The sequence below is a fragment of the Helicobacter pylori genome, from assembly GCF_003637665.1.
Classification (GTDB): Bacteria; Campylobacterota; Campylobacteria; order Campylobacterales; family Helicobacteraceae; genus Helicobacter; species Helicobacter pylori_CK.
Map to the genome: position 1 here is coordinate 141,489 of NZ_MVWR01000003.1, position 24,254 is coordinate 165,742.

The window sequence follows — 24,254 nt, forward strand, 5'->3', positions numbered from 1 at the left end:
AACCCAGTCTAACGGGTGGTTTAAAACTGGTCTTCATTAAAGAACACTCTAAAAGCGTAAAACTTTAATGAGATTTAGGCTTGCTGTATTTTTGGCTTTATTCTAACCGCATATTGACAGCTGAAGTCTTGTTTAATGTTTTTAGAAAATGGGGTTTTAGTTATTTGCCTCATCGTTTTAGATTTTATCATGATTTTCTTAAAGGGATAAGGGGTTATTTTGTGCCATTTCCCCCTTAAGAAATAACGCTTTTTAGGAAATTATCGCTTGATTAGCGCAAGCTCTTTTCGTTTTGTTTTAAAAATACTTTTAGCGTTTTCAATGCTTAATGAGAAAAGAGCTTTTTATTAGCACCTAAAAACACCCCCCTCCATTCATCTCAAAGATGAATGTTATCCAAATGACTTAAAAAGCCGGGATAATCGCCCCTTTATAGGTATCCAAAATAAATTTCCTGGTCTTTTCACTCTGCAACGCTTCAATCAGCGCTTTTATGGCTTCATCTTGCGCGTTATCCTCACGAGCGGCTATTAGATTGGCATAAGGCGAGTCCTTGTCTTCTGAAAATAAGGCTCCAGTGAGTTTTGCTTGCAAGGCGTAATTCCCTGTTACAATAGCCCCATCCACATCCCCTAAAACTTTAGGCAATAATGCGGCTTCTAAAGGCTTGATTTTGATGTTGTAAGGATTTTTGACAATATCAAACTCCGTAGCGTATAGATTGCTTGGGTCTTTGAGAGCGATAAGGCCTTGTTTATGGAGTAAAATCAACGCCCTGCCTTGATTGGCCGGATCATTTGGCACGGCAATCACTGAGCCTTTTTTAAGGTTTTTAATGTCCGTGATTTTTTGAGAATAAAATCTCAAAGGCTCCACATGGATATTGGCCAAACCAACAAGGTGCATTTTTCTGTCCAAATTAAACCTGTCCAAATAAGGGCGGTGCTGGAAGTAATTCGCGTCTAAAGAGCCGTCATTGAGCGCCAAATTAGGCAACACATAATCCGTAAAAGACACGATCACTAATTTGATCCCTTTCTCTTTCAAATCGTCCACGACTGATTGCAAGATTTGCGCATGCGGCACCGGGTTAGCGCCCACTTTAAGCTCACGAGTGATTTCATGCTTTTCTTTTTTTTCTTTGTGGTGTTTGGCGTCTAAAAGGTTAAAAAAACCTAAAACAATAGCGGTTACGCAAATAATACGCTTGAATATGTTCATAAAAAACCTTTATTAAAAAAAAAAAATTAATTCAAAAATGATAAAAAGATAAAACGATACGAAAACTTTAAAACTAAGCGGAGAATCAAAAAGAAAGGATTTAACCAAGAAAGAACTCTCTTGGTTAAAAGAATTAAGCCGATTAAAGCTTAATGGAATTTTCTTTGAGATATTCTGCAACGCCTTGGTGAGTTGCTTTCATGCCTTTATCGCCTTTTCTCCAACCTGCTGGGCACACTTCACCATGTTCTTCAAAGTGCAAGAGAGCGTCTACCATGCGAAGCATTTCATCTGCATTCCTACCTAATGGCAAGTCATTGATCACTGCATGTCTTACTTTCATGTTTTTGTCAATCAAAAAAGCTCCTCTCAAAGCGATCGCTTCTTCAAACAGCACATCATAGTCTCTAGAAATGCTCTTAGTAATATCAGCCACCATAGGGAAAGTTACTTGACCAATACCGCCTTTTTCCACAGGGGTGTTTTTCCATGCAAAATGCACTTGTTCGCTGTCAATAGACACGCCAATCACATTAAAGCCTTTTTCTTGGAAGTCTTTCACTCTTTTGTCAAACGCAATGATTTCTGTAGGGCATACAAAAGTAAAATCTTTTGGCCAAAAGAAAAGAATCGCACCGCTCTTACCTAAATTTTTAGAAAGCTCAAAGTGTTCATCAACCTCATTGTTTCCTAAAACGGCAGGCGCTTTAAAATCGGGGGCAAGTTTTGTAACTAACATATACAACTCCTTAAGTGTTTTAAAATTTTGTTGGATCAAAATTAAACCTAAAACAGATTTAATTTTATTATGCTTTCCACTCAATCAGCGGAAACATGGTGGAGTATAATCTTAAAAAGTTAATGAAAGGATATTTCCTTTTAAATTTTAAGATTTTGTGAAAAAAAGTTTCATTTTCACTGCTTGTATTTCCTTGAATAGTGTTATAATCGCTTCATAAATCATACAAAAGGAATTGTCATGCTATTCGCTCGCTTTAAAAAAGCTTTAATCTCTTATTCTTTAGGCGCGCTTGTCGCTTCATTATTGTTGAATGTGTGCAACGCTTCAACGCAAGAAGTTAAAGTCAAGGATTATTTCGGGGAGCAAACGATAAAGCTTCCTGTTTCTAAAATAATCTACTTGGGTAGCTTTGCAGAAGTGCCCGCTATGTTCAACACTTGGGATAGGGTCGTAGGCATTTCGGATTACGCTTTTAAATCTGATATTGTTAAAGCCACTCTCAAAGATCCTAAACGCATTAAACCCATGAGCAGTGATCATGTGGCGGCGTTGAATGTGGAGCTTTTAAAAAAGCTTAGCCCTGATCTTGTGGTAACCTTTGTGGGCAACCCTAAAGCCGTAGAGCATGCGAAAAAATTTGGCATATCATTCCTTTCTTTCCAAGAAAAAACCATTGCAGAAGTCATGGAAGATATTGACGCTCAAGCTAAAGCCTTAGAAGTTGACGCTTCTAAAAAATTGGCCAAAATGCAAGAAACTTTGGATTTCATTGCTGAGCGTTTGAAAGATGTCAAAAAGAAAAAGGGCGTGGAGCTTTTCCACAAAGCCAATAAAATCAGCGGCCATCAAGCCCTTGATTCAGACATTTTAGAAAAAGGGGGTATAGACAATTTTGGCTTGAAATACGTCAAATTTGGGCGCGCTGACATCAGCGTGGAAAAAATCGTTAAAGAAAACCCTGAGGTTATCTTTATTTGGTGGATAAGCCCGCTTAGCCCTGAAGACGTGTTAAACAACCCCAAATTTGCTACTATTAAAGCCATTAAAAACAAGCGAGTTTATAAACTCCCCACAATGGATATTGGCGGGCCTAGAGCCCCACTCATTAGCCTTTTTATCGCTTTAAAAGCCCACCCTGAAGCGTTTAAAGGCGTGGATATTAATGCGATAATCAAAGATTATTATAAAGTGGTTTTTGATTTGAATGATGCAGAAGTTGAACCCTTTTTATGGCACTGATTTTTGGGGCTAATATTCTTTAGCCCTTCGTGTATCGCGCTAGGATTAGAACAGGTCTTATAACTAAAATTTTCTTCCATATTTTTATCTTTTAAGATTTTATGAAAAATAGTTTCATTTTTACTATTGTTATTTTCTTAATGGTGTTATAATCACTTTATAAATCATACAAAAAGGATCGTTATGTTAGTTACTCGCTTTAAAAAAGCTTTCATTTCTTATTCTTTAGGTGCACTTGTCGCTTCATTATTATTGAATGTGTGCAACGCTTCAGCGCAAGAAGTCAAAGTCAAGGATTATTTCGGGGAGCAAACGATAAAGCTTCCCGTTTCTAAAATAGCCTATATAGGGAGTTATGTAGAAGTGCCTGCCATGCTTAATGTTTGGAATAGGGTTGTAGGCGTTTCGGATTACGCTTTTAAAGATGACATTGTTAAAGCCACTCTCAAAGGCGAAGATCTTAAACGAGTCAAACACATGAGCACTGATCATACAGCCGCATTGAATGTGGAATTATTAAAAAAGCTTAGCCCTGATCTTGTGGTAACCTTTGTGGGCAACCCTAAAGCGGTAGAGCATGCGAAAAAATTTGGGATATCATTTCTTTCTTTCCAAGAGACAACGATCGCAGAGGCCATGCAAGCGATGCAAGCTCAAGCCACGGTTTTAGAGATTGACGCTTCCAAAAAATTCGCCAAAATGCAAGAAACTTTAGACTTCATTGCTGAGCGTTTGAAAGGCGTTAAAAAGAAAAAAGGGGTGGAACTTTTCCATAAAGCCAATAAGATTAGCGGCCATCAAGCCATTAGCTCAGACATTTTAGAAAAAGGGGGCATAGACAATTTTGGCTTGAAATACGTCAAATTTGGGCGTGCTGACATTAGCGTGGAAAAAATCGTTAAAGAAAACCCTGAAATCATTTTCATTTGGTGGGTAAGCCCACTCACGCCTGAAGACGTGTTAAACAACCCCAAATTTTCCACTATCAAAGCCATCAAAAACAAGCAAGTTTATAAACTCCCCACAATGGATATTGGCGGGCCTAGAGCCCCACTAATTAGCTTGTATATCGCTTTAAAAGCCCACCCTGAAGCCTTTAAGGGCGTGGATATTAATGCGATGGTGAAAGATTATTATAAGGTGGTTTTTGATTTGAATGACGCAGAAGTTGAACCATTCTTATGGCACTGATTTTAAAAAAAGGGCGATATTTTTTAGCCCTTCGTGTATCGCGCTAGGCTTAAAACAAGCCCTATAGCGATACAATTCGCTAAAAGCGAACTCCCTCCATAGCTCAAAAATGGCACCGCTAGACCTTTAACCGGAAGAATTCCTCCCACCCCAAAGGCGTTGATCACCAAAGAAAAACTAATAAGCAGCACCACGCCCACGCAAAATAGCGAATATTTTGGCTCTTTCAAGCGGTTAGCGATCCTAAAAATCAAAACAATCAAAACAGAAAACAGAATAAAACAAACGCATAGCCCCAAAAATCCCCATTCTTCGGCGATCCCAGCTAAGACCATGTCCGTATGCACTTCGCTCAAAAACCCAAGCTTGATTTGCCCAAGCCCAAGCCCTTGCCCAAACAATCCCCCATTATGCATGGCATTGCCTGCATGAAAGACCTGATAGGATTCGGGCAAGTCGCTTATTCTAAGAGCGTTCGCTAATCTATCCGGCAAGAGCGTGAAAAGCGAGTTTTGCAAATTAGACCACCACAATTTCAGGCGCAAAATCCTATGCTCGCTTGTAACAATCGCTAAAACACTGATCGCAAACGCCCCTGAAATAATCAAGCCAAACAAATGCGCGCTCCCCCCAGAAAAAACCAATAACACCGCTAAAACCGCCCCCAAAAGAACAATCTGCCCCAAATCGTTTTGCAAAACCCCTACCCCAATCGCTAAGGCCACAAACACCACCGAATAAGGCACAAAAGTGATGAGTTCTTCTTTGACATTAGCCTTTTCTTTTGCCACAAAGGTGCGAGACAAACTCCACGCAAGAAAAAAGGTGAAACCAATCTTTAAAAACTCCAAAGGTGCTAGAGAGAAAAACCCCAAACGAATCCATCGCTTCGCCCCCCCTGCGCTGCTAGAAAGGCTTTCTGGCAAAAAAAACATGCCAATAATGAGTAATGGTGGGATAAAAAGAAGAAAAAACCCCAAACGGCTAAACCACTTGCTAGGATCAACCCTAGACAACCCCCACATGATAACAATCCCCATGATCGCGCTTAAAAGCTGCCGCATGAAAAAATGGAATTCCCCATAATGATACAGCACCACTGTGGTGTAAGTTGAGAGCGAATAGCTCATCAATACCCCCAAAAAAATCAATAGCGAAGTGCAAAAAAACAAGTTTCTGTCTGTAGTCATTAGGATTTCCTTATTTTGGTTTTTGAATAGGTGTTCTCTTAAGGTATTTTAGGGGTATTTTACACTATAATGGCTCTGAATTGGCTTATCGCTCAAGCTTAAGCATGCTTTGAAATGGATCGCATTCTTTAATGAAAAAGCGAGCCGGTTTTGGAATGCTTTTTGCATGTTACAAATTTGCAAGGGTTTAAAAAAGGGGTTTTATATGGATTTTTCTAAAGCGTTTGATCTAGTTTATAAGGCGTTGGATTATCGGTCTTTGCGTCAAGATATGATCGCTTCTAACATCGCTAATGTGGATACCCCCTTTTACAGACCAAAGGATTTGGATTTTGAAAGCGTTTTGGCGAAGAAAAAAGCGGAAATTTTTGAAAACCAATCCAGTAAAGTTTTGCCTTTAGCCCACACTAACCCTAGGCATTTAGACTTTGAAAATAGCGCTAAAGATGGGGCAAGCCTTTTTTTTAGAGACGGGCATTTGGCTAAAAATGATGGCAACAGCGTGGATTTAGACATAGAAACGAGCGAAATGGGCAAGAACTCTACCATGTATTTAGCCTTGAGTTCAGCCTTAAAAAAGTATCGAGGCGTGATCAATTACGCCATTGATTCCAGTAAGAATTTATAGTTAAGGGAAAGCATGTTTTTATCTTCTTTTGATATTAGCGGTTATGGTTTGTCCGCCCAACGCTTAAGGGCTAATTTGATTTCTTCTAATATCGCTAACGCTAACACCACGCGCACGAGCGAAGGAGGCCCTTACAGGAGGCAAGAAGCGGTGTTTAAGGCTTTTGATTTCAATGAGATTTTAAACCAAAAAATCGCCCAAAACAACCAAATTACCCCCTATGAAGACCCTTTAGATGAAGGCGATGAAGCCCCCTTAATCCCTATCACAAGCGTGGTGGTGGATAAGATTGTGCGCGATGATAGCGAGCCTTTGATGAAATACGATCCCAGCCACCCTGACGCTAACGCTCAAGGCTATGTGGCTTACCCCAATGTGAATGCGGTGGTTGAAATGGCGGATTTAGTGGAAGCGACTAGAGCTTATCAGGCCAATGTTGCAGCCTTTCAAAGCGCTAAAAACATGGCGCAAAATGCGATCGGCATGTTACAAACATGAACGATTTTCAACAATTTATGGTAGTATAAGGAAATTTAGGTAGTATTAGCCAAAGATCAGTAGAATACAGAAATGAATAAGATATTTAATAGAGTTAAATTTTTAAAAAAGAGCTTAAGGAGGTTCTATGCAAGCCATACACAATGATAAAAGCTTATTGAGTCCTTTCTCTGAGCTTAACACGGACAACAGGACTAAAAGAGAAGAATCAGGTAGCACCTTTAAAGAACAAAAAGGTGGGGAGTTTTCTAAACTCTTAAAACAATCTATCAATGAGCTTAACAACACTCAAGAGCAATCTGATAAAGCCTTAGCTGACATGGCGACAGGGCAAATCAAAGATTTGCACCAAGCGGCTATCGCTATAGGGAAGGCTGAAACGAGCATGAAACTCATGCTTGAAGTACGCAACAAAGCGATCAGTGCTTATAAAGAGCTTTTAAGAACGCAGATCTAGTTTCTTAAGTGGCTTCTCTTTAAATGATCGCTTGGTCCTTTTTAAAGAGAGAGTTTGTTGTTGCTACACCCCATTTTAACAGATTTTACCATCAAAAATTCATGCTCTCATGCGTTGTGAAAAACCGAAGTTACGCCATTTTCAAGTAAGCGTTCATGGATAATAAAAACATTGATCCCAACTTCAACCCAGAGCGATTTTTAGAAACCCAAAAATACAAGGGTTCTGTTACAGCATTAATCTTTTTATTGCTTTTTATCGTTTTTTTAATGGTGGCTTTTAAAAAAGCTTTTTTTGCCCAAGCCAACATGCCTAATCTAGTGATGAGCAAACAAGACACTGCGGCTAGGGGGACTATCTATAGTCAAGACAACTACAGCCTGGCCGCTTCGCAAATCCTTTTCAAACTGGGCTTTGATACAAGGTTTTTAAACCCGGATAAAGAAGATTTTTTCATTGATTTCCTTTCTATTTATAGCAATATCCCTAAAAAGTCCTTAAAAGACGCCATCAATACGAAAGGCTATATTATTCTAGCCTATGATCTCACGCCCAATATGGCCGCTAATATTAGAGACTTGAATAAGAAATTTTTAGCCTTTGGGGTTTTTCAAAATTTCAAAGACGCGCACGATAAGGTGTGGCAAAAGCAAGGGCTAAACATTGAAGTGAGCGGCGTTTCTAGGCATTACCCTTATCAAAATAGCCTAGAGCCAATCATTGGCTATGTGCAAAAACAAGAAGAAGACAAGCTCACTTTAACTACCGGTAAAAAAGGCGTTGAAAAATCTCAAGATCACTTGCTTAAAGCCCAACAAAATGGCGTAAAAACAGGCAAAAGAGATGTGAGCTTTAACTTTATCCAAAACCACTCTTACACAGAGGTTGAACGGCTTGATGGCTATGAGGTGTATTTGAGCATTCCTTTAAAGCTCCAAAGAGAAATTGAAACCCTATTAGACAAAGCTAAAGACAAACTCAAGGCTAAAGAAATCCTAGTGGGTATCATCAACCCTAAAAGCGGGGAAATCTTATCACTGGCTTCAAGCAAGCGCTTCAATCCTAACGCGATTAAAACCAGCGATTATGAAAGCTTGAATTTGAGCGTTGCCGAAAAGGTTTTTGAGCCAGGCAGCACGATCAAACCCATTGTTTATTCCTTGCTGTTGGATAAGAATTTGATCAACCCTAAAGAACGCATTGATTTAAACCATGGCTATTACCAATTAGGAAAATACACCATTAAAGACGACTTTATCCCTAGTAAAAAAACCGTTGTGGAAGACGTTTTAATCCAATCTAGCAATGTGGGCATGATAAAAATCAGTAAAAACTTAAACCCAGAGGATTTCTATAACGGGCTTTTAGGCTATGGATTTTCTCAAAAAACCGGCATTGACTTATCCTTAGAAGCCACAGGAAAGATCCCTCCTTTGTCCGCTTTCAAGCGTGAAGTGTTAAAGGGCAGCGTTTCTTATGGCTATGGGCTGAACGCGACTTTTTTGCAGCTTTTAAGGGCTTATGCGGTGTTTTCTAATGAAGGCAAATTGACTACCCCTTATTTAGTGCAACGAGAAACCGCCCCTAATGGCGATATTTACATCCCTAGCCCCAAACCCACTTTTCAAGTCATTAGCCCCAAAAGCGCTAGGAAAATGAAAGAAACCTTAATCAAAGTGGTGCGTTATGGCACAGGCAAAAACGCTCAATTTGAAGGGCTATACATAGGGGGAAAAACCGGCACGGCTAGGGTTGCTAAAAACGGGAGTTATAGTGCGGAGTCCTACAACAGCTCTTTTTTTGGGTTCGCTGAAGATGAAAGGCAGGTTTTTACTATCGGCGTGGTTATCTTAGGCTCGCATGGCAAGGAAGAATATTACGCTAGCAAGATTGCAGCCCCTATTTTTAAAGAAATCACCGAAATTTTAGTGCGTTACAATTACCTATCGCCCTCTATTGCGATTCAAAACGCGCTGGAGAAAAACCGCTTTAAAATAAAATAAAAGGCTCTTTTCAACCCAAACCCCAAAAAGGAGTCTTAAGTTGCCGGCTCTGTGGCATTAAGGCCAAATTTAGAGGACAGATTAGAAAAAATCTGTTTAAGTTAGATTGAACCCAATTAAATAAAATGAGACTTGCATGATCCCTAGAAAGACAATCAAAACTAACCCTTAAATCAAAAAGAATGCGGATTAACTTGTTATTGTAATTTAAACGCAAAGTTTACAATAGGCGAGTGTTCAAAATTTAAGCAAATAATGTAAAATTAGAGCGACTATAAACTTGGCAGTATCAACTAGGCTCATTAAAAGGCGAAATTCAAATAATTAGAAGCATAGAGATTGAAAATTACAAAAATTTCAAGCACTTTAAAATGGAAAATTTTAAATAAAGAAAGTTGAAAGGTTAGAAGAAACAACCTTTAAAGGTTGTTTGCTAAAATCTCACTTCATTTGCAAAGCCACTTCTTCAGCGAAATTCTCTGCCTTTTTCTCAATGCCTTCGCCCAATTCAAAACGCGCATACTCAGTGATTTTTAAATCATCATCCCACTCTTTGGAACAATCAGCGATGACTTGAGCGATAGTTTTTTTATCGTCCATGACATAGAATTGCCCTAAAAGGGTCAGGCGTTGATCAATAAGGGTGTTATCAGCGATGAATCTTTCCATTTTTCCAGGAACGATTTTATCCCAGATTTTTTCAGGCTTGCCTTGCGCTTTTAATTCGTCTTCAAAAGCTTTTTTTTGGTGTGCTAAAACTTCATCGCTCAATTCAATGCGGCTCCCAAAAGTGGGGATATTTTTCAAAGGTTTGCCCAAGCGTTTAGCTTCCTCATTGTCTTTTTCAATTTCAGCGATCAAGGCTAAAGTTTCTTTTTTGACAAAATCAAGGCTAAAGTCTTTGCAATCTAGCACTTGAGGTTTCATCGCTGCGGCATGCATAGCGATGTTTCGGGCCAGTTCCACCACTTTTGGAGCGTTTTTCTCATTATCGTATTTTATACCGATTAGCACGCCCACTCTGGCGTTAGAATGTGCATAACCATTGATGATATGAGAGCTAGGGGCTTTTAAATGAGCGATTTTCCTCACTAAAATGTTTTCACCAATCACAGCGATTTGAGAGTGCAAATATTCTTCAAAAGGCTTGTTGTCTAACGGGCTTTTAAGCAGTTCTTCTGTGGTATGGATATTGTGGGCTTTGATCGTTTCTAAAGTTTTTTTCACCAATTCCTTAAAGCCCTCATTTTTAGCCACAAAATCCGTTTCGCTATTGATTTCTACCATCATTGCGCTTTTAAAATCAGGCGCTACTTCTAAAGCGATAACGCCTTCAGCAGCGATCCTATCGGCCTTTTTAGCGGCTTTACTCAAGCCTTTTTCGCGCAAGAAATCAATAGCCTTTTGCAAATCCCCAGCCACTTCTACAAGGGCTTTTTTGCAATCCATCATGCCCGCATCGGTTAAGTCTCTTAATTTTTTGACTAATTGAGCGCTAATTCCTGACATTATTCGGCTCCTTGAGTGATTTCTTTTTGGATTTCAGCGAGCATTTCTTCTTTTTCTTCATTGCTCACGAACTCTATCTCTTCGCTATTTTCATCCGCATGGACGATTTCTTCTTGCATGAGTTCTCGCCCCTCTAAAATCGCTTCGCTCATTTCTTTACAAAATAGCCTGATAGAGCGGATCGCATCGTCATTTCCAGGAATGGGGTAATCCACTAAATCAGGATCGCAGTTGGTGTCTAAGGGAGCCACGATAGGGATATGGAGTTTTCTCGCTTCAGCGACAGCGATTTTTTCTTTAGCCACATCAATTACAAAAATCATATCAGGGATTTTTTTCATGTGGCGCACCCCGCCAAGATACTTATCCAGCTTTTCTTTTTTCCTTAAAATCATGAGCTTTTCTTTTTTAGTCAATAAATCAATTTGACCGCTATTTTCCATTTCTTCAATGATTTCTAATTTCCTCACTGATTTTCTAATGGTGCTAAAATTAGTCAGCATGCCGCCAAGCCAGCGGTAATTGACATAAGGGACTTGAATGCTTTCAGCAAATTCTTTCAAAGTCTCATTGGCTTGTTTTTTAGTGCCTACAAACATGATGCTCTTGCCTTGAGCGCTCGCATCGCGCACGATATTATAAGTGTATCTAAAATAGCGCAAGGTTTTTTGCAAATCAATAATATGGATGTTTTTCCTAACGCCAAAAATGAATTTTTTGGTTTTAGGGTTCCAACGCCTTGTTTGGTGTCCAAAATGCACACCGCATTCTAATAAATCTTTCATGGTTACCATGAGAATATTCTCCTTAAAGTTATTTTGGTTCTCTTCCTCCATGCTCATTTGATTCTTAAATTCTTAAGAACACCTAAATACAAGGATTAGCATGTGTGAATTTGACGCTGTCTTTGCCTTGTTCCTATTAAAATGATAGAAAAACGACAAAACCCTATGATTATAGCAAAAGATTAAGGTTTTTTAGCTTAAGTAAAAAAGGCTTTTAGGTTATAATAAAGACAAAATAGAATTTTAGGATAGATCTCAATGGATACAAAAAGACAATGCATGGCTTTAAAGGCTTCAGCAGGAAGCGGGAAGACTTTCGCTTTGAGCGTGCGGTTTTTGGCCCTATTGTTTAAGGGGGCTAATCCTAGCGAGATTTTAACGCTCACTTTCACTAAAAAAGCCACCGCCGAAATGAAAGAGCGCATTTTAGACTATTTAAAAATTTTGCAAAAAGAAAACCTTGAAAATGAAAAAGAAAAATCCCAAAATATCCTAAAAGAATTAGAAGAAAAATACCATTTAAACCCTGATTTAGTGCAAAATAGCGCTCAAAAAATCTACCAACGCTTTTTAAACGCTGAAATTAGAATCAGCACCATTGACGCGTTTTTTCAAAGCATTTTAAGGAAATTTTGCTGGTTTGTGGGGTTGAGCGCGAATTTTGAAGTCAATGAAGACACCAAAGCGCACCAGCAACAGCTTAATGAGGGTTTTTTGAGCACTTTAAATGGCGAACAGCTTGAGGAATTGAGCGTTTTTATCGCTCAATGCTTAAGTTATGATAGTTACACAAGCGATTCTATTTTAGAGCGGTTGCGTTTTTTAAAAAACAAGCTCTATTTATTTGATCCTAATAAGAAAGAGCCTGCATTTGATGAAAAGGGTTTTTTAGAAAAATTAAGGGATTTAAACCACCAAATTCAAAGCATAGAAACAGCGTCAGATAGGGCTAAAACAGCCATTAAATGCGATAGTTTTAGGGGATTTTTAAACAGCTCTTTAACCTGGCTTGAAAAAAAGAGCGAATATCAATCTTTCAAAAAACTTAAAAGTGAAATCCCCACTTTAGAGAGCGAATGCAAAGAGATTGAAAACGATTTAAAACGCTATTATGAAGCCAAAGAAACCGCAATATTTAAAAAATTCCCTAAATTCATCCAACTTTATGATAACGCCACTTCTAAAATCCAAGCCTTAGATTTTGATGCGATTAAAGATAAGGTTCATGTCTTATTGAATGGTTATGAAGAAATGCCGGCGGAGTTTTTTTATTTCAGGTTGGACAGCAAGATCGCGCACATTTTGATTGATGAATTTCAAGACACGAGCTTGAACGATTATAAGATTTTAGCCCCTTTTATTGATGAGATTAAAGCCGGAATAGGGCAAGCAAAATGGCACAGGAGCGTATTTTTTGTGGGCGATGTCAAGCAGAGCATTTATGCCTTTAGGGGGAGTTTTAGTTCTTTGTTTGAAAGCGTTTCTAAGGATTTTTACCACGATAATTTACAATTCAACCACCGCAGTGCGCCTTTAATCATTAATTATGTGAACACCATTTTTAAAAAGGCTTATCAAAATTCCCCCACCGCTTATTTGGAGCAAAAATACCCTAAAGCTTCCAGCAATAAACATGCTACAGACGGCTATGTGAAAGTTTCTTTAGTGGCTGATGAAAGAGAATTGTTATTAGAACAAATCTTACAAGAAGCTCAAAACCTTTTAGATCATCGTATTGATCCTAAAGACATTACCATTTTATGCGCCACTAATGACGACGCTTTAGAAATCAAAAATTATTTGCAAGAGCGTTTGAGTGCGATTCGCCCAAGCACGGAATCTAGCGCAAAATTGTCTCAATTTGTAGAATCTAAAATCATTAAGAACGCTTTAGAATACGCTTTAGCGGAAGAACCTTACAAGCCCTTTTATAAGCACAGCGTTTTAAAACTCGCTGGATACTTGCATGATGATGCGATCGTTCTACCCAGTTTTAACCCTAAAAAAGAGAGCGTGGCAGGCTTTGTGTGGAAGGTGATGGAATTGTTTGAGCTTTATGGAGAGCCTGCACAAAGCTGCTTGGAATTAGCGGTTGGGTGCGAAGACGCCGATGGATTTTTAGAAAAATTAGAGGCTAAATCGATCGCTTCTTCCCATTCAAAAGGCGCGCAGATCATGACCATTCACAAATCTAAAGGCATGCAATTCCCTTATGTGATCGTGTGCGAACGCTTGGGCAAGCCTAATTCAAGCCATTCCAATCAACTCCTTGAAGAATATAATGGCGCAGAGCTTACGCGCCTTTATTACAGAATGAAAAATCGTGAGGTCGTAGATAAAGATTACGCTAGGGCTTTAGACAAAGAAGAAGCGGCCAAAGATCATGAAGAAATTAATGTGTATTATGTCGCATTCACTAGGGCTGAGTTAGGGCTGATTGTCGTGGCCAAAGACAAAAAAGAAAGCAAAAACAAAAAAATGCGCGAACAATTGGATCTTGCGCCTTTAGAAGAGGGAGAAATTATGCCGGTTATTTCTCCACAAAAAGAGCCTTTAATTACAAGCACTCTCATCAAGCCCCATGCCTATGGCGAGCAAATCCAAGAGATAGAAGAAGAGCCTAGCGATTATGAAAAGAATAACGACCAGGAAGCGATCAATTTTGGTATCGCTTTGCACAAGGGATTAGAATACCAATACGCTTATAACATTCCTAAAAAAAGCGTTTTAGAATATTTAAACTACCATCATGGTTTTTATGGTTTGGATCACCAAGCGTTAGAAGAGAGTTTAGAGCTTTTTGAAAACGATACAGAGATACAAGCTCTTTTTAAAAATTATGCCTTAAGGGGTGAAGTGGCTTTTTTATTTGAAGGGGTTGTGTCTAGGATTGATGTTTTGTTGTGGGATAAGGGGCAAAATTTGTATGTTTTAGATTATAAAAGCTCTCAAAATTACCAACAAAGCCATAAGGCTCAAGTGTCTCATTACGCTGAGTTTTTGAAAACTCAAGCCCCCCATTTTAAGATACAAGCGGGCATCATTTACGCTCATAAAAGATTGCTTGAAAAATTATGGGTCTGAAATTAAAAATTTTAAGGTTGTCTATGAATCTCAAAAAAACAGAAAACGCGCTCAGTTTGACGCTTAAGAACTTCATTAAAAGCGAGTCTTTTGGAGGGATTTTCCTCTTTTTGAACGCTGTTTTAGCGATGGTGGTGGCCAATTCGTTTTTAAAAGAAAGTTATTTTGCACTATGGCACACCCCTTTTGGGTTTCAAATAGGGGATTTTTTTATCGGCTTTAGTTTGCACAACTGGATTGATGATGTCTTAATGGCGTTATTTTTTTTAATGATAGGCTTAGAGATCAAGCGAGAATTGTTGTTTGGGGAGTTATCCAGTTTCAAAAAAGCTTCTTTCCCTGTGATTGCGGCTCTTGGGGGCATGATAGCTCCAGGATTGATTTATTTTTTCCTTAACGCTGACACGCCTTCTCAGCATGGTTTTGGGATCCCTATGGCGACGGATATTGCGTTCGCTTTAGGCGTGATCATGCTTTTAGGCAAGAGGGTGCCAACCGCCTTAAAGGTTTTTTTAATCACTCTAGCGGTGGCTGATGACTTGGGGGCTATTGTGGTGATCGCGCTCTTTTATACCACGAATTTAAAATTCGCATGGCTTTTAGGGGCTTTAGGGGTGGTTCTTATCTTGGCGGTATTGAACCGCTTGAATGTCCGCTCGCTTGTCCCTTACTTGCTTTTAGGGGTGTTGCTTTGGTTTTGCGTGCATCAAAGCGGTATCCATGCGACAATCGCTGCAGTGGTTCTGGCCTTTATGATACCGGTGAAAATCCCTAAAGATTCTAAAAATGTAGAGCTTTTGGAATTAGGCAAGCGATACGCAGAAACGAGTTCAGGGGTGCTTTTAACCAAAGAACAGCAAGAAATCTTGCACTCTATTGAAGAAAAAGCGAGCGCTTTACAAAGCCCCTTAGAAAGATTGGAGCATTTTTTAGCCCCCATTAGCGGGTATTTCATCATGCCCTTATTTGCGTTTGCAAACGCTGGGGTGAGCGTTGATTCTAGCATCAATTTAGAAGTGGATAAGGTGCTTTTAGGGGTTATTTTAGGGCTCTGTTTGGGCAAGCCTCTAGGGATTTTCTTAATCACTTTTATAAGCGAAAAGCTTAAAATCACCGCACGCCCTAAAGGCATCAGCTGGTGGCATATTTTAGGGGCTGGGCTTTTAGCAGGGATTGGCTTTACCATGTCTATGTTTATTTCTAATCTGGCTTTCACGAGCGAGCATAAGGACGCTATGGAAGTGGCAAAAATTGCGATTTTACTCGGATCTTTGATTTCTGGGACCATAGGGGCTTTGTATTTATTCGCGCTAGACAAAAAAGCGGCTTTAAAGAAATAGTTAAAAATGCTATAATTTGAGATTAAAACATCTTTTGAGGAAATTAAATGGGACAAATTAAAGACATTCTAACGACGCTTTTACCCCTTGTGGTGTTGTTTCTTATTTTTTATTTTTTGATCGTTCGCCCGCAACGCCAGCAACAAAAAAAGCATAAAGAAATGATAGAGGGCTTGACTAAGGGCGATAAAATCGTTACTCAAGGAGGTCTCATCGTTGAGGTGCTTAAAGCGGAAGCGAATTTTTTTAGCGTGAAGCTCAATGATGACACCACCGCTAAACTTTCTAAAAACTATGTAGCGTTCAAATTAGACGAATTGGATCAATTTGGTTTGGCAGAGCCTATAGTCATCCAACAAGGCAGAGAAGAAATCTCGGCAAAATTATCTGGTACTAAAACTTTGAAACAACGCCAAATAACAACTGAATGAAACTTTTTAACCCTCGTTTAATCGTTTTTGTTTGCGCGCTTCTTTTAGGGGTAGGGTTTTCTGTGCCTTCTTTGCTAGAAACTAAAGGCCCTAAAATCACTTTAGGTTTGGATTTAAGGGGGGGGTTAAACATGCTTTTAGGGGTGCAAACCGATGAAGCTTTAAAAAACAAGTATTTAAGCCTAGCGTCCGCTTTAGAATACAACGCTAAAAAGCAAAATATCTTGCTTAAAGACATTAAATCCAGCCTAGAGGGGATCAGTTTTGAGCTTTTAGATGAAGATGAAGCGAAAAAATTAGACGCGCTTTTAGTGGAATTGCAAGGCCATAGCCAGTTTGAAATCAAAAAAGAAGCGGAATTTTATAGCGTGAAGCTCACCCCTTTAGAGCAAGAGGAATTGCGTAAAAACACGATTTTGCAAGTGATAGGGATCATTCGTAACCGCTTGGATCAATTTGGTTTGGCAGAGCCTGTAGTCATTCAGCAAGGTAAAGAAGAAATTTCGGTGCAATTGCCCGGCATTAAGACTTTAGAAGAAGAGCGGCGCGCTAAAGACTTGATTTCAAGATCCGCTCATTTGCAGATGATGGCAGTGGATGAAGAACACAATAAAGATGCGATGAAAATGACGGATTTAGAGGCTCAAAAATTAGGCAGCGTGTTGTTGTCTGATGCGGAAATGGGGGGTAAAATCTTGCTCAAAGCGATCCCTATTTTAGATGGCGAAATGCTTACGGACGCTAAAGTGGTGTATGATCAAAACAACCAGCCGGTGGTGAGCTTCACTTTGGACGCTCAAGGGGCTAAGATTTTTGGGGATTTTTCAGGCGCGAATGTGGGCAAACGCATGGCGATCGTTTTGGACAATAAAGTCTATTCAGCCCCCGTGATCAGGGAGCGTATTGGTGGGGGGAGCGGGCAAATTAGCGGGAATTTTAGCGTGGCTCAAGCGAGCGATTTAGCGATCGCTTTAAGGAGTGGGGCGATGAGCGCGCCCATTCAGGTTTTAGAAAAACGGATTATAGGCCCGAGTTTAGGGAAAGACAGCATTAAAACTTCCATCATCGCTCTCATAGGGGGTTTTATTTTAGTGATGGGCTTTATGGTGTTGTATTACTCTATGGCTGGGGTGATCGCTTGTATGGCGTTAGTGGTGAATCTTTTTTTGATCGTGGCGGTGATGGCGATTTTTGGAGCGACGCTGACTTTACCGGGAATGGCAGGGATTGTTTTAACCGTGGGGATTGCTGTGGATGCCAATATCATTATTAATGAGCGTATTAGAGAGGTGTTAAGAGAGGGCGAGGGCATCGCTAAAGCGATCCATTTAGGCTATATCAATGCGAGCCGAGCGATTTTTGATTCCAATATCACCTCCTTGATCGCTTCGGTGTTACTATACGCTTATGGCACAGGAGCGATTAAAGGCTTTGCGCTCACCACAGGCATTGGGATTTTAGCCTCTATTATCACCGCTATTATAGGCACGCAAGGGATTTATCAAGCCCTTTTGCCTAAATTGACCCAAACCAAGAGCCTTTATTTTTGGTTTGGCGTGAAAAATAAAAGGGCTTAGGAGTTTTTATGGAATTATTCAAACAAACGAGAATCTTAAGCTTCATGCGTTATTCCAATTATGGGGTGATTCTTTCAGCGATTTTGGTGCTTCTGGCGTTAGGGCTTTTGTTCTTTAAAGGGTTTTCTTTAGGGATTGATTTTGCCGGGGGGAGTTTGGTGCAAGTGCGTTATGCACAAAACGCTCCCATTAAAGAAGTGCGCGTTCTTTTTGAAAAAGAAGATCGTTTTAAGGGCGTTCAAGTGAGCGAATTTGGCTCTAAAGAAGAAATTTTAATCAAATTCCCTTTTGTAGAAACGGCCGAAAACGAAGATTTGAACGCTATCGTGGCTAACATTCTAAAACCCAGCGGCGATTTTGAAATCCGTAAATTTGACACCGTTGGCCCTAGAGTGGGGAGCGAATTGAAAGAAAAGGGCATTTTGTCGCTGATTTTAGCGTTAATGGCGATCATGGTTTATGTGAGTTTCCGCTATGAATGGCGTTTCGCTTTAGCGAGCGTCATTGCGCTTGTGCATGACGTGATTTTAGTGGCAAGCTCAGTGATTGTTTTTAAGATTGATATGAATTTGGAAGTGATTGCGGCCTTGCTCACTTTGATTGGGTATTCTATTAATGATACGATCATTATTTTTGATCGGATCAGAGAAGAAATGCTCTCTCAAAAAACCAAAAACGCCATTCAAGCCATTGATGAAGCCATTTCTAGCACGCTCACGCGCACGCTTTTAACTTCTTTAACCGTGTTTTTTGTGGTGTTGATTTTGTGCGTGTTTGGGAGTAAGATCATCATTGGCTTTTCATTGCCCATGCTAATAGGCACGATTGTAGGGACTTATAGTTCTATTTTCATCGCCCCTAAAGTAGCGTTATTGTTAGGCTTTGATATGGGTAAATACTATGAGAATGAGGCTAGAAAAATCAAAAAAGCTCAAGAGAAAGAAAAAATGCGCCGTTTGTATGAGGGCGGTCAAGTTTAAGGAGTTTCTATGGATTGGGGTCGGGTCGTTCATGTGCTGTTCAGCCTTATTTCTTTAACCACCATTGCAGGGTTTTTGTATGAGCCTAATACGGTGGTGTTGTTTGTAGCGTTAGCTTTAAACCTTATTTCTGTTACGCTTAAAATTGGGGTGATCAAGCGTTTCGCTTCAGAGCTGTTGGCCAGCTCTTTAGCTACCGTGTTGCACCTCATACCGGCGTTTGTGTTTTTACAGATTTTAAACAATTTGGTTACCGCTTACATGCTCATGATCGGGGCGTTGATTAGCAACGCTTTCAGCCTCATCTTTTTGTTGATTGAAAGCGTTGTAACGAGCGAAACAGATTAAGGGGTAGTGATGGATTTTATCAATATAGAAAAAAAATGGCAAGAATTTTGGTGGAAAAATAAGAGTTTTGAGCCTAAAGACGATTTTAACCTCCCTAAAAAATACATTTTGAGCATGCTGCCTTATCCTAGTGGGGAAATCCACATGGGGCATGTGCGCAATTACACCATTGGCGATGCGTTGGCGCGTTATTATCGTTTGCACCATTACAATGTGTTACACCCTATGGGGTTTGATTCTTTTGGGATGCCTGCGGAAAATGCGGCCATTAAGCATGGTATCCACCCTAAAACCTGGACTTATGAAAACATTGAAGCCATGCAAAAAGAGTTTGAAGCTTTGGGGTTTTCTTTTTCTAAAAACAGGGAATTTGCCACTTCAGATCCCAATTACACGGAATTTGAACAACAATTTTTCATTGATTTGTGGGAAAAGGGGCTAATTTATCGCAAGAAAGCCATGCTCAATTGGTGCCCCAACGACAAGACCGTTTTAGCTAATGAGCAAGTCATTGATGGGAGGTGTTGGCGTTGCGATACAGAAGTTGTTCAAAAAGAACTCTATCAATATTATTTGAAGATCACAAACTACGCTGAAGAATTGCTAAAAGACTTAGAAACTTTAGAAAATCATTGGCCTTCTCAGGTCCTAATTATGCAAAAAAACTGGATAGGGAAATCTAGCGGGTTGCAGTTTGGTTTTAAAATCGCTGATGAGTGCTTGAAAGCTTGCAATGGCATTCAAGAAATTGAAGTTTTTACCACAAGAGCGGATACCATTTATGGCGTAACTTTTATCGCCATAGCCCCAGAACACCCTTTAGTAGAGCATGCCATTAAGCAAGTGAGTCAAGAAGATTCAAAGATGATTAAAGCGATTTTAAACACGACTCAAAGAGAAAGGGCTTTAGAGAAAAAAGGGGCGTTTTTAGGCATTTACGCTATCCACCCTTTGACAAAGCAAAAAATCCCGGTTTGGGTGGCTAATTTCGCCCTAGCTAATTATGGCTCTGGAGCGTTAATGGGCGTGCCAGCCTGCGATGAAAGGGATTTTGAATTCGCTAATCTTTATCATATCCCTATTAAAGTGATCACTCAAAGCCCTCAAAATTTGCCCCACACCAAAGAAGAGGTTTTAAAAAATAGCGGGGAGTGGAGCGATCTTTCTAGCTCAGTGGCCAGAGAAAAAATCATCGCTTATTTTGAAAAAGAAAACCTCGGTAAAAGGGTGATCAACTACCGCTTGCAAGATTGGGGGGTGAGCCGTCAAAGGTATTGGGGAGCGCCCATTCCTATGATTCATTGCAAACATTGCGGGATTGTGTCTGAAACCCAACTGCCGGTAACTTTACCTGAAGACATTGTGATTGATGGGGAGGGCAATCCGTTAGAAAAGCATGCGAGTTGGAAATTCGCTCAATGCCCCAAATGCCACAAAGACGCTTTAAGAGAGACAGACACCATGGATACTTTCATTCAGTCTAGTTGGTATTTCTTGCGCTACACCACGCCCAAAAATCAGCGTGAAAATCAAGCGTTTGATCAAAATTACTTGAAGTATTTCATGCCAGTGGATACTTATATTGGCGGCATTGAACATGCGATTTTGCACTTGTTATACGCGCGCTTTTTCACTAAGGCTTTAAGGGATTTGGGCTATCTTGATTTAGATGAGCCTTTTAAACAGCTTATCACTCAAGGCATGGTTTTAAAAAATGGCGCTAAGATGAGCAAATCTAAAGGCAATGTCGTTAGCCCTAAAGAGATACTGAAAAAATACGGGGCCGATGCGGCGAGGCTTTTTATCCTTTTTGCTGCCCCACCGGCTAAAGAGTTAGAATGGAATGACAGCGCTTTAGAAGGCGCGCACCGGTTTATCAAGCGCTTATACGATAAAGCGAACGCCATTAGCCCTACCACTTCTAAGCCTGAATTTAAAGGAGTGAGCCTGAATGAAGCACAAAAACTAGCTCGTAAAAAAGTCTATGAAGCGTTAAAAAAATCGCATGAAATTTTCAATAAGGCTGAAAGCGCTTACGCGTTTAACACTTTGATCGCAAGTTGCATGGAGGCTTTAAACGCTTTGAGTGTGCAAAATAATGAGCGGATTTTATGCGAGGGTTATTTTGTGTTGTTGCAAATTTTAGAGCCTATTATCCCGCACACGGCATGGGAGTTGAGCGAGAGGCTTTTTAAAAGGGAGAATTTTAAGCCTATAGCGATCGATGAAAGCGCTTTGATGGAAGACTTTATGACTTTAGGGCTTACCATTAATGGCAAAAGGCGCACGGAATTGAAAGTCAATATTAACGCCAGTAAGGAAGAAATTATTGTTTTGGCCAAAAAAGAATTAGAGAAATATTTAGAAAAGGCGAGCGTTAAAAAAGAAATTTATGTGCCTAATAAGCTTGTTAATTTTGTGATCGCATGAGGGCTTTACTTTTTTTTATTTTGTTGTTTTGGTTCAAGGGCTGTGGGTATAAGCCCATTGCGGCTTACGCTCAAAACGCTTTAGGCGATAGCGTATATGTGAAACTCATTGTGAATTTGCCTAACCCTGAAAACTCCGTAGAGTTTAAAGACTTGATGAATCGTTTAGTCGTGCAACGCTTCCAAAACCGCCTAGCGAGTGAAAAGGATGCGGATTCCATTATTATTATAGAAATCACGAATGTAACCGATACGAGCATCACGCAAAATAAAGAAGGTTTTACGACTTTCTATCGCGCGACCGTGTCTGTGAATTACACTTATGATAATAAAAGAGGCACACAAAAGACTTTTCAAAATAGCGGGTATTACAATTACGCCGTGAATTTGCAAGACCCCCTTAACACCTACCAGAACCGCTATTATGCTATCAATCAAGCTGTGGAACAAACTTTGACTAAATTTGTGGCTCAAATCGCTTATGAGGGGAAGTTCAATAATGAAAAATAGCTCTTTGAATGGATTAAAGGCGTTTTTAGAAACAAAGCCTAAGGAATACCACAAGTTTGATCCTAGCCGTTTCATTCAAATTTATAAAGATTTTAAAAACGCTTTTTTTGAGATCCAAGCGAAAGTCATTCACATTGTAGGGACTAATGGCAAGGGTAGCACGGGGCGGTTTTTAACCCTTTTATTAGCCGATCAAAATTTTAAGGTGTTGCATTTCACCTCCCCTCATGTTTTTGAATTCAGGGAGCGCTTTTTTTTGAATGGTTCTGTTGTTGAAGAAAGCGTTTTAGAAAACGCCCACCAGCAATTGCAACCACACGCTTTCAGCAACGCTTGCTCGTATTTTGAATACGCTACCTTATTAGCCGTCATGCTCGCTAAAGATTGCGATTATTTGGTTTTAGAAGCAGGGCTTGGGGGGGAGTTTGACAGCACGAACGCTTTAGAAAAAACCCTAAGCGTTTTCACCCCCATTGATTACGATCATAAGGAATTTTTAGGGGATAGTTTAGAAAGCATTGCACAAACCAAATTAAAAGCGATGGGTTCTCTTAGTATCATCGCTCCCCAACAAGAATTGGTTTTAAATATCGCTCAAAAGATCGCCAAAGACAAACATGCGCAATTGATTGTGGTTCAAAACGAGATTTCACAAGAAGTGAAAGCCTATATTGAACGCTACCATTTAGCCCATTTTTTAGCGATGAATTTAGAAGTGGCTCTAAAAGCGTTTGAAACGCTATTACCATACAATAAACAAGAAGTTTTAAAAAACCTAAAGCCCCTAAATTTAATCGGCCGTTGCGAGCTTTTAAGTCCTAATATTTTAATAGATGTGGGGCATAACCCCCATAGCGCCAAAGCCTTAAAAGAAGAAATCAAACGCGTTTTTAACGCTAAAATCGTTTTGATTTATAATTGCTATCAAGATAAAGACGCTTTTTTGGTGCTAGAAATTTTAAAGCCTGTGGTTAAAAAGGTTTTGATTTTAGAATTGCATAATGAAAGAATTATCCAATTAGAAAAACTTAAAGGGATTTTAGAAACTTTAGGGTTAGAACACGCTTTGTTTGAAGAGGTGGAAGAAAATGAAAATTATTTGGTGTATGGCTCATTTCTGGTAGCCAACGCTTTTTATGAACGCTATCAAAAGAAGAGGGATTGATGCCACAAAACCAGCTTGTGATCACCATCATTGATGAATCAGGCTCTAAACAGCTCAAATTTTCTAAAAATTTAAAACGCAACCTCATCATTTCTGTTGTCATTCTTTTATTGATCGTGGGGCTTGGCGTGGGGTTTTTAAAATTTTTAATCGCTAAAATGGATACGATGACAAGCGAGAGGAATGCGGTTTTAAGGGATTTTAGGGATTTGTATCAAAAAAATTACACTTTGACAAAAGAGATTAAAAACAAGCGAGAAGAGCTTTTTATTGTGGGGCAAAAGATTCGTGGGTTGGAATCCTTGATTGAAATCAAAAGAGGGGCTAATGGGGGCGTGCATCTTTATGATGAAGTGGATTTAGACAATTTGAATCTGGCTCAAAAACATTTAGCGCTCATGCTCATTCCTAATGGCATGCCCCTAAAAACTTATAGCGCGATCAAGCCCACCAAAGAAAGGAACCACCCCATTAAAAAAATTAAGGGCGTTGAATCCGGGATTGATTTTATCGCGCCACTAAACACGCCTGTGTATGCGAGCGCTGATGGGATTGTGGATTTTGTGAAAACCAATTCTAATGTGGGGTATGGGAACTTGGTGCGCATTGAGCATGCGTTTGGTTTTAGCTCCATTTACACGCATTTAGATCATGTCAATGTGCAGACCAAAAGCTTTATCCAAAAAGGGCAGTTGGTTGGCTATAGCGGGAAGAGCGGTAATAGCGGCGGCGAAAAATTGCATTATGAAGTGCGCTTTTTGGGTAAAATTTTAGACGCAGAAAAATTCCTGGCATGGGATTTGGATCATTTTCAAAGCGCTTTAGAAGAAAATAAATTTATTGAATGGAAGAATTTGTTTTGGGTTTTAGAAGACATTGTCCAGCTCCAAGAGCATGTGGATAAAGACGCGCTCATAAGCCAGTAAG

Annotated in this window: 22 protein-coding genes; 17 read left to right on the forward strand and 5 right to left on the reverse strand. The window is 39.7% G+C overall.

The window, feature by feature from the left end; all coding sequences use genetic code 11:
• Positions 1–405: 405 nt before the first annotated feature.
• Positions 406–1,221, reverse strand: a complete 816-nt coding sequence (locus EAL49_RS03535) for a MetQ/NlpA family ABC transporter substrate-binding protein (RefSeq protein ID WP_120828975.1) — start codon at positions 1,219–1,221, stop codon at positions 406–408.
• A gap of 142 nt (positions 1,222–1,363) precedes the next feature.
• On the reverse strand, positions 1,364–1,960 hold the full coding sequence (locus EAL49_RS03540) for a peroxiredoxin (protein ID WP_000961663.1): 597 nt from the start codon (positions 1,958–1,960) through the stop codon (positions 1,364–1,366).
• 240 nt (positions 1,961–2,200) lie between these two features.
• Between EAL49_RS03540 and EAL49_RS03545 the strand changes: the two genes are divergently transcribed.
• Both EAL49_RS03545 and EAL49_RS03550 read left to right on the forward strand, forming a co-directional pair.
• Positions 2,201–3,202, forward strand: coding sequence for an ABC transporter substrate-binding protein (locus tag EAL49_RS03545; protein WP_120828977.1), 1,002 nt, complete (start codon positions 2,201–2,203; stop codon positions 3,200–3,202).
• Positions 3,203–3,385: 183 nt separating this feature from the next.
• Entirely contained in the window at positions 3,386–4,393 is a 1,008-nt protein-coding gene (locus tag EAL49_RS03550) for an ABC transporter substrate-binding protein (RefSeq protein WP_120828979.1), read from the forward strand.
• Positions 4,394–4,416: 23 nt separating this feature from the next.
• Here EAL49_RS03550 and EAL49_RS03555 read toward each other — a convergent pair whose 3' ends face one another.
• Complete coding sequence (locus EAL49_RS03555) at positions 4,417–5,583, reverse strand: FtsW/RodA/SpoVE family cell cycle protein (RefSeq protein ID WP_120828981.1); 1,167 nt, start codon at positions 5,581–5,583, stop codon at positions 4,417–4,419.
• Positions 5,584–5,788: 205 nt separating this feature from the next.
• Between EAL49_RS03555 and flgB the strand changes: the two genes are divergently transcribed.
• The 5 genes from flgB to EAL49_RS03580 all read left to right on the forward strand — a co-directional run bounded on the left by flgB (position 5,789) and on the right by EAL49_RS03580 (position 9,169).
• Positions 5,789–6,211 (forward strand): flagellar basal body rod protein FlgB, encoded by a 423-nt coding sequence (flgB, locus tag EAL49_RS03560; protein WP_120828984.1) that lies wholly within the window; start codon positions 5,789–5,791, stop codon positions 6,209–6,211.
• Positions 6,212–6,223: 12 nt separating this feature from the next.
• Positions 6,224–6,709 (forward strand): flagellar basal body rod protein FlgC, encoded by a 486-nt coding sequence (flgC, locus tag EAL49_RS03565; protein WP_000480096.1) that lies wholly within the window; start codon positions 6,224–6,226, stop codon positions 6,707–6,709.
• Positions 6,710–6,836: 127 nt separating this feature from the next.
• Positions 6,837–7,166 carry a flagellar hook-basal body complex protein FliE gene (gene fliE, locus EAL49_RS03570; RefSeq protein WP_001147918.1) on the forward strand — a complete coding sequence of 110 codons (330 nt, stop codon included), beginning with the start codon at positions 6,837–6,839 and terminating at the stop codon, positions 7,164–7,166.
• 23 nt (positions 7,167–7,189) lie between these two features.
• Positions 7,190–7,315, forward strand: coding sequence for a hypothetical protein (locus EAL49_RS03575; RefSeq protein ID WP_001921493.1), 126 nt, complete (start codon positions 7,190–7,192; stop codon positions 7,313–7,315).
• Positions 7,316–7,321: 6 nt separating this feature from the next.
• Complete coding sequence (locus EAL49_RS03580; protein WP_120828986.1) at positions 7,322–9,169, forward strand: peptidoglycan D,D-transpeptidase FtsI family protein; 1,848 nt, start codon at positions 7,322–7,324, stop codon at positions 9,167–9,169.
• A 441-nt stretch (positions 9,170–9,610) separates the two neighbouring features.
• On the opposite strand, the gene tsf is transcribed toward EAL49_RS03580, so the two are convergent.
• Together tsf and rpsB are read right to left on the reverse strand one after the other, a co-directional pair.
• Positions 9,611–10,678, reverse strand: a complete 1,068-nt coding sequence (tsf, locus tag EAL49_RS03585; RefSeq protein ID WP_120828988.1) for a translation elongation factor Ts — start codon at positions 10,676–10,678, stop codon at positions 9,611–9,613.
• The gene (gene rpsB, locus EAL49_RS03590; RefSeq protein WP_000258276.1) at positions 10,678–11,472 is read right to left on the reverse strand and encodes a 30S ribosomal protein S2; all 795 of its coding nucleotides are present in this window, start codon (positions 11,470–11,472) and stop codon (positions 10,678–10,680) included. The genes tsf and rpsB overlap by 1 nt, the downstream gene beginning before the upstream one ends.
• A 249-nt stretch (positions 11,473–11,721) precedes the next feature.
• On the opposite strand from rpsB, the gene EAL49_RS03595 reads away from it, so the two are divergent.
• Genes EAL49_RS03595 through csd2 form a run of 10 tightly spaced genes read left to right on the forward strand, consistent with a single transcriptional unit; the run spans position 11,722 to position 24,253 of the window.
• Entirely contained in the window at positions 11,722–14,547 is a 2,826-nt protein-coding gene (locus EAL49_RS03595; protein ID WP_120828990.1) for a RecB-like helicase, read from the forward strand.
• A gap of 23 nt (positions 14,548–14,570) precedes the next feature.
• Complete coding sequence (gene nhaA / locus EAL49_RS03600) at positions 14,571–15,887, forward strand: sodium/proton antiporter NhaA (RefSeq protein ID WP_120828992.1); 1,317 nt, start codon at positions 14,571–14,573, stop codon at positions 15,885–15,887.
• A gap of 47 nt (positions 15,888–15,934) precedes the next feature.
• Positions 15,935–16,318: a preprotein translocase subunit YajC gene (yajC, locus tag EAL49_RS03605; RefSeq protein WP_000529774.1), complete on the forward strand. Its 384-nt coding sequence runs from the start codon at positions 15,935–15,937 to the stop codon at positions 16,316–16,318.
• Positions 16,315–17,895: a protein translocase subunit SecD gene (secD, locus tag EAL49_RS03610; protein ID WP_120828994.1), complete on the forward strand. Its 1,581-nt coding sequence runs from the start codon at positions 16,315–16,317 to the stop codon at positions 17,893–17,895. The genes yajC and secD overlap by 4 nt, the downstream gene beginning before the upstream one ends.
• An 8-nt stretch (positions 17,896–17,903) precedes the next feature.
• Positions 17,904–18,875 carry a protein translocase subunit SecF gene (secF, locus tag EAL49_RS03615; RefSeq protein ID WP_120828996.1) on the forward strand — a complete coding sequence of 324 codons (972 nt, stop codon included), beginning with the start codon at positions 17,904–17,906 and terminating at the stop codon, positions 18,873–18,875.
• A 9-nt stretch (positions 18,876–18,884) separates the two neighbouring features.
• Positions 18,885–19,223, forward strand: coding sequence for a DUF6394 family protein (locus EAL49_RS03620; RefSeq protein WP_000383778.1), 339 nt, complete (start codon positions 18,885–18,887; stop codon positions 19,221–19,223).
• Positions 19,224–19,232: 9 nt separating this feature from the next.
• The gene (leuS, locus tag EAL49_RS03625; protein WP_120828998.1) at positions 19,233–21,653 is read left to right on the forward strand and encodes a leucine--tRNA ligase; all 2,421 of its coding nucleotides are present in this window, start codon (positions 19,233–19,235) and stop codon (positions 21,651–21,653) included.
• Complete coding sequence (gene lptE, locus EAL49_RS03630; RefSeq protein ID WP_001202102.1) at positions 21,650–22,162, forward strand: LPS assembly lipoprotein LptE; 513 nt, start codon at positions 21,650–21,652, stop codon at positions 22,160–22,162. Before leuS ends, lptE begins: the two co-directional genes overlap by 4 nt.
• A complete protein-coding gene (locus EAL49_RS03635; RefSeq protein ID WP_120829000.1) occupies positions 22,152–23,327 on the forward strand; it encodes a bifunctional folylpolyglutamate synthase/dihydrofolate synthase in 1,176 nt (391 codons plus the stop codon). The genes lptE and EAL49_RS03635 overlap by 11 nt, the downstream gene beginning before the upstream one ends.
• Positions 23,327–24,253, forward strand: coding sequence for a M23B family cell shape-determining DD-metalloendopeptidase Csd2 (gene csd2 / locus EAL49_RS03640; RefSeq protein WP_120829002.1), 927 nt, complete (start codon positions 23,327–23,329; stop codon positions 24,251–24,253). Before EAL49_RS03635 ends, csd2 begins: the two co-directional genes overlap by 1 nt.
• Position 24,254 lies beyond the last annotated feature (1 nt).

Coding starts and splice junctions, on each gene's coding strand:
- EAL49_RS03535 (WP_120828975.1), bottom strand. CDS start 1,221: ATGAACATATTCAAGCGTATTATTTGCGTAACCGCTATTGTTTTAGGT.
- EAL49_RS03540 (WP_000961663.1), bottom strand. CDS start 1,960: ATGTTAGTTACAAAACTTGCCCCCGATTTTAAAGCGCCTGCCGTTTTA.
- EAL49_RS03545 (WP_120828977.1), top strand. CDS start 2,201: ATGCTATTCGCTCGCTTTAAAAAAGCTTTAATCTCTTATTCTTTAGGC.
- EAL49_RS03550 (WP_120828979.1), top strand. CDS start 3,386: ATGTTAGTTACTCGCTTTAAAAAAGCTTTCATTTCTTATTCTTTAGGT.
- EAL49_RS03555 (WP_120828981.1), bottom strand. CDS start 5,583: ATGACTACAGACAGAAACTTGTTTTTTTGCACTTCGCTATTGATTTTT.
- flgB (WP_120828984.1), top strand. CDS start 5,789: ATGGATTTTTCTAAAGCGTTTGATCTAGTTTATAAGGCGTTGGATTAT.
- flgC (WP_000480096.1), top strand. CDS start 6,224: ATGTTTTTATCTTCTTTTGATATTAGCGGTTATGGTTTGTCCGCCCAA.
- fliE (WP_001147918.1), top strand. CDS start 6,837: ATGCAAGCCATACACAATGATAAAAGCTTATTGAGTCCTTTCTCTGAG.
- EAL49_RS03575 (WP_001921493.1), top strand. CDS start 7,190: ATGATCGCTTGGTCCTTTTTAAAGAGAGAGTTTGTTGTTGCTACACCC.
- EAL49_RS03580 (WP_120828986.1), top strand. CDS start 7,322: ATGGATAATAAAAACATTGATCCCAACTTCAACCCAGAGCGATTTTTA.
- tsf (WP_120828988.1), bottom strand. CDS start 10,678: ATGTCAGGAATTAGCGCTCAATTAGTCAAAAAATTAAGAGACTTAACC.
- rpsB (WP_000258276.1), bottom strand. CDS start 11,472: ATGGTAACCATGAAAGATTTATTAGAATGCGGTGTGCATTTTGGACAC.
- EAL49_RS03595 (WP_120828990.1), top strand. CDS start 11,722: ATGGATACAAAAAGACAATGCATGGCTTTAAAGGCTTCAGCAGGAAGC.
- nhaA (WP_120828992.1), top strand. CDS start 14,571: ATGAATCTCAAAAAAACAGAAAACGCGCTCAGTTTGACGCTTAAGAAC.
- yajC (WP_000529774.1), top strand. CDS start 15,935: ATGGGACAAATTAAAGACATTCTAACGACGCTTTTACCCCTTGTGGTG.
- secD (WP_120828994.1), top strand. CDS start 16,315: ATGAAACTTTTTAACCCTCGTTTAATCGTTTTTGTTTGCGCGCTTCTT.
- secF (WP_120828996.1), top strand. CDS start 17,904: ATGGAATTATTCAAACAAACGAGAATCTTAAGCTTCATGCGTTATTCC.
- EAL49_RS03620 (WP_000383778.1), top strand. CDS start 18,885: ATGGATTGGGGTCGGGTCGTTCATGTGCTGTTCAGCCTTATTTCTTTA.
- leuS (WP_120828998.1), top strand. CDS start 19,233: ATGGATTTTATCAATATAGAAAAAAAATGGCAAGAATTTTGGTGGAAA.
- lptE (WP_001202102.1), top strand. CDS start 21,650: ATGAGGGCTTTACTTTTTTTTATTTTGTTGTTTTGGTTCAAGGGCTGT.
- EAL49_RS03635 (WP_120829000.1), top strand. CDS start 22,152: ATGAAAAATAGCTCTTTGAATGGATTAAAGGCGTTTTTAGAAACAAAG.
- csd2 (WP_120829002.1), top strand. CDS start 23,327: ATGCCACAAAACCAGCTTGTGATCACCATCATTGATGAATCAGGCTCT.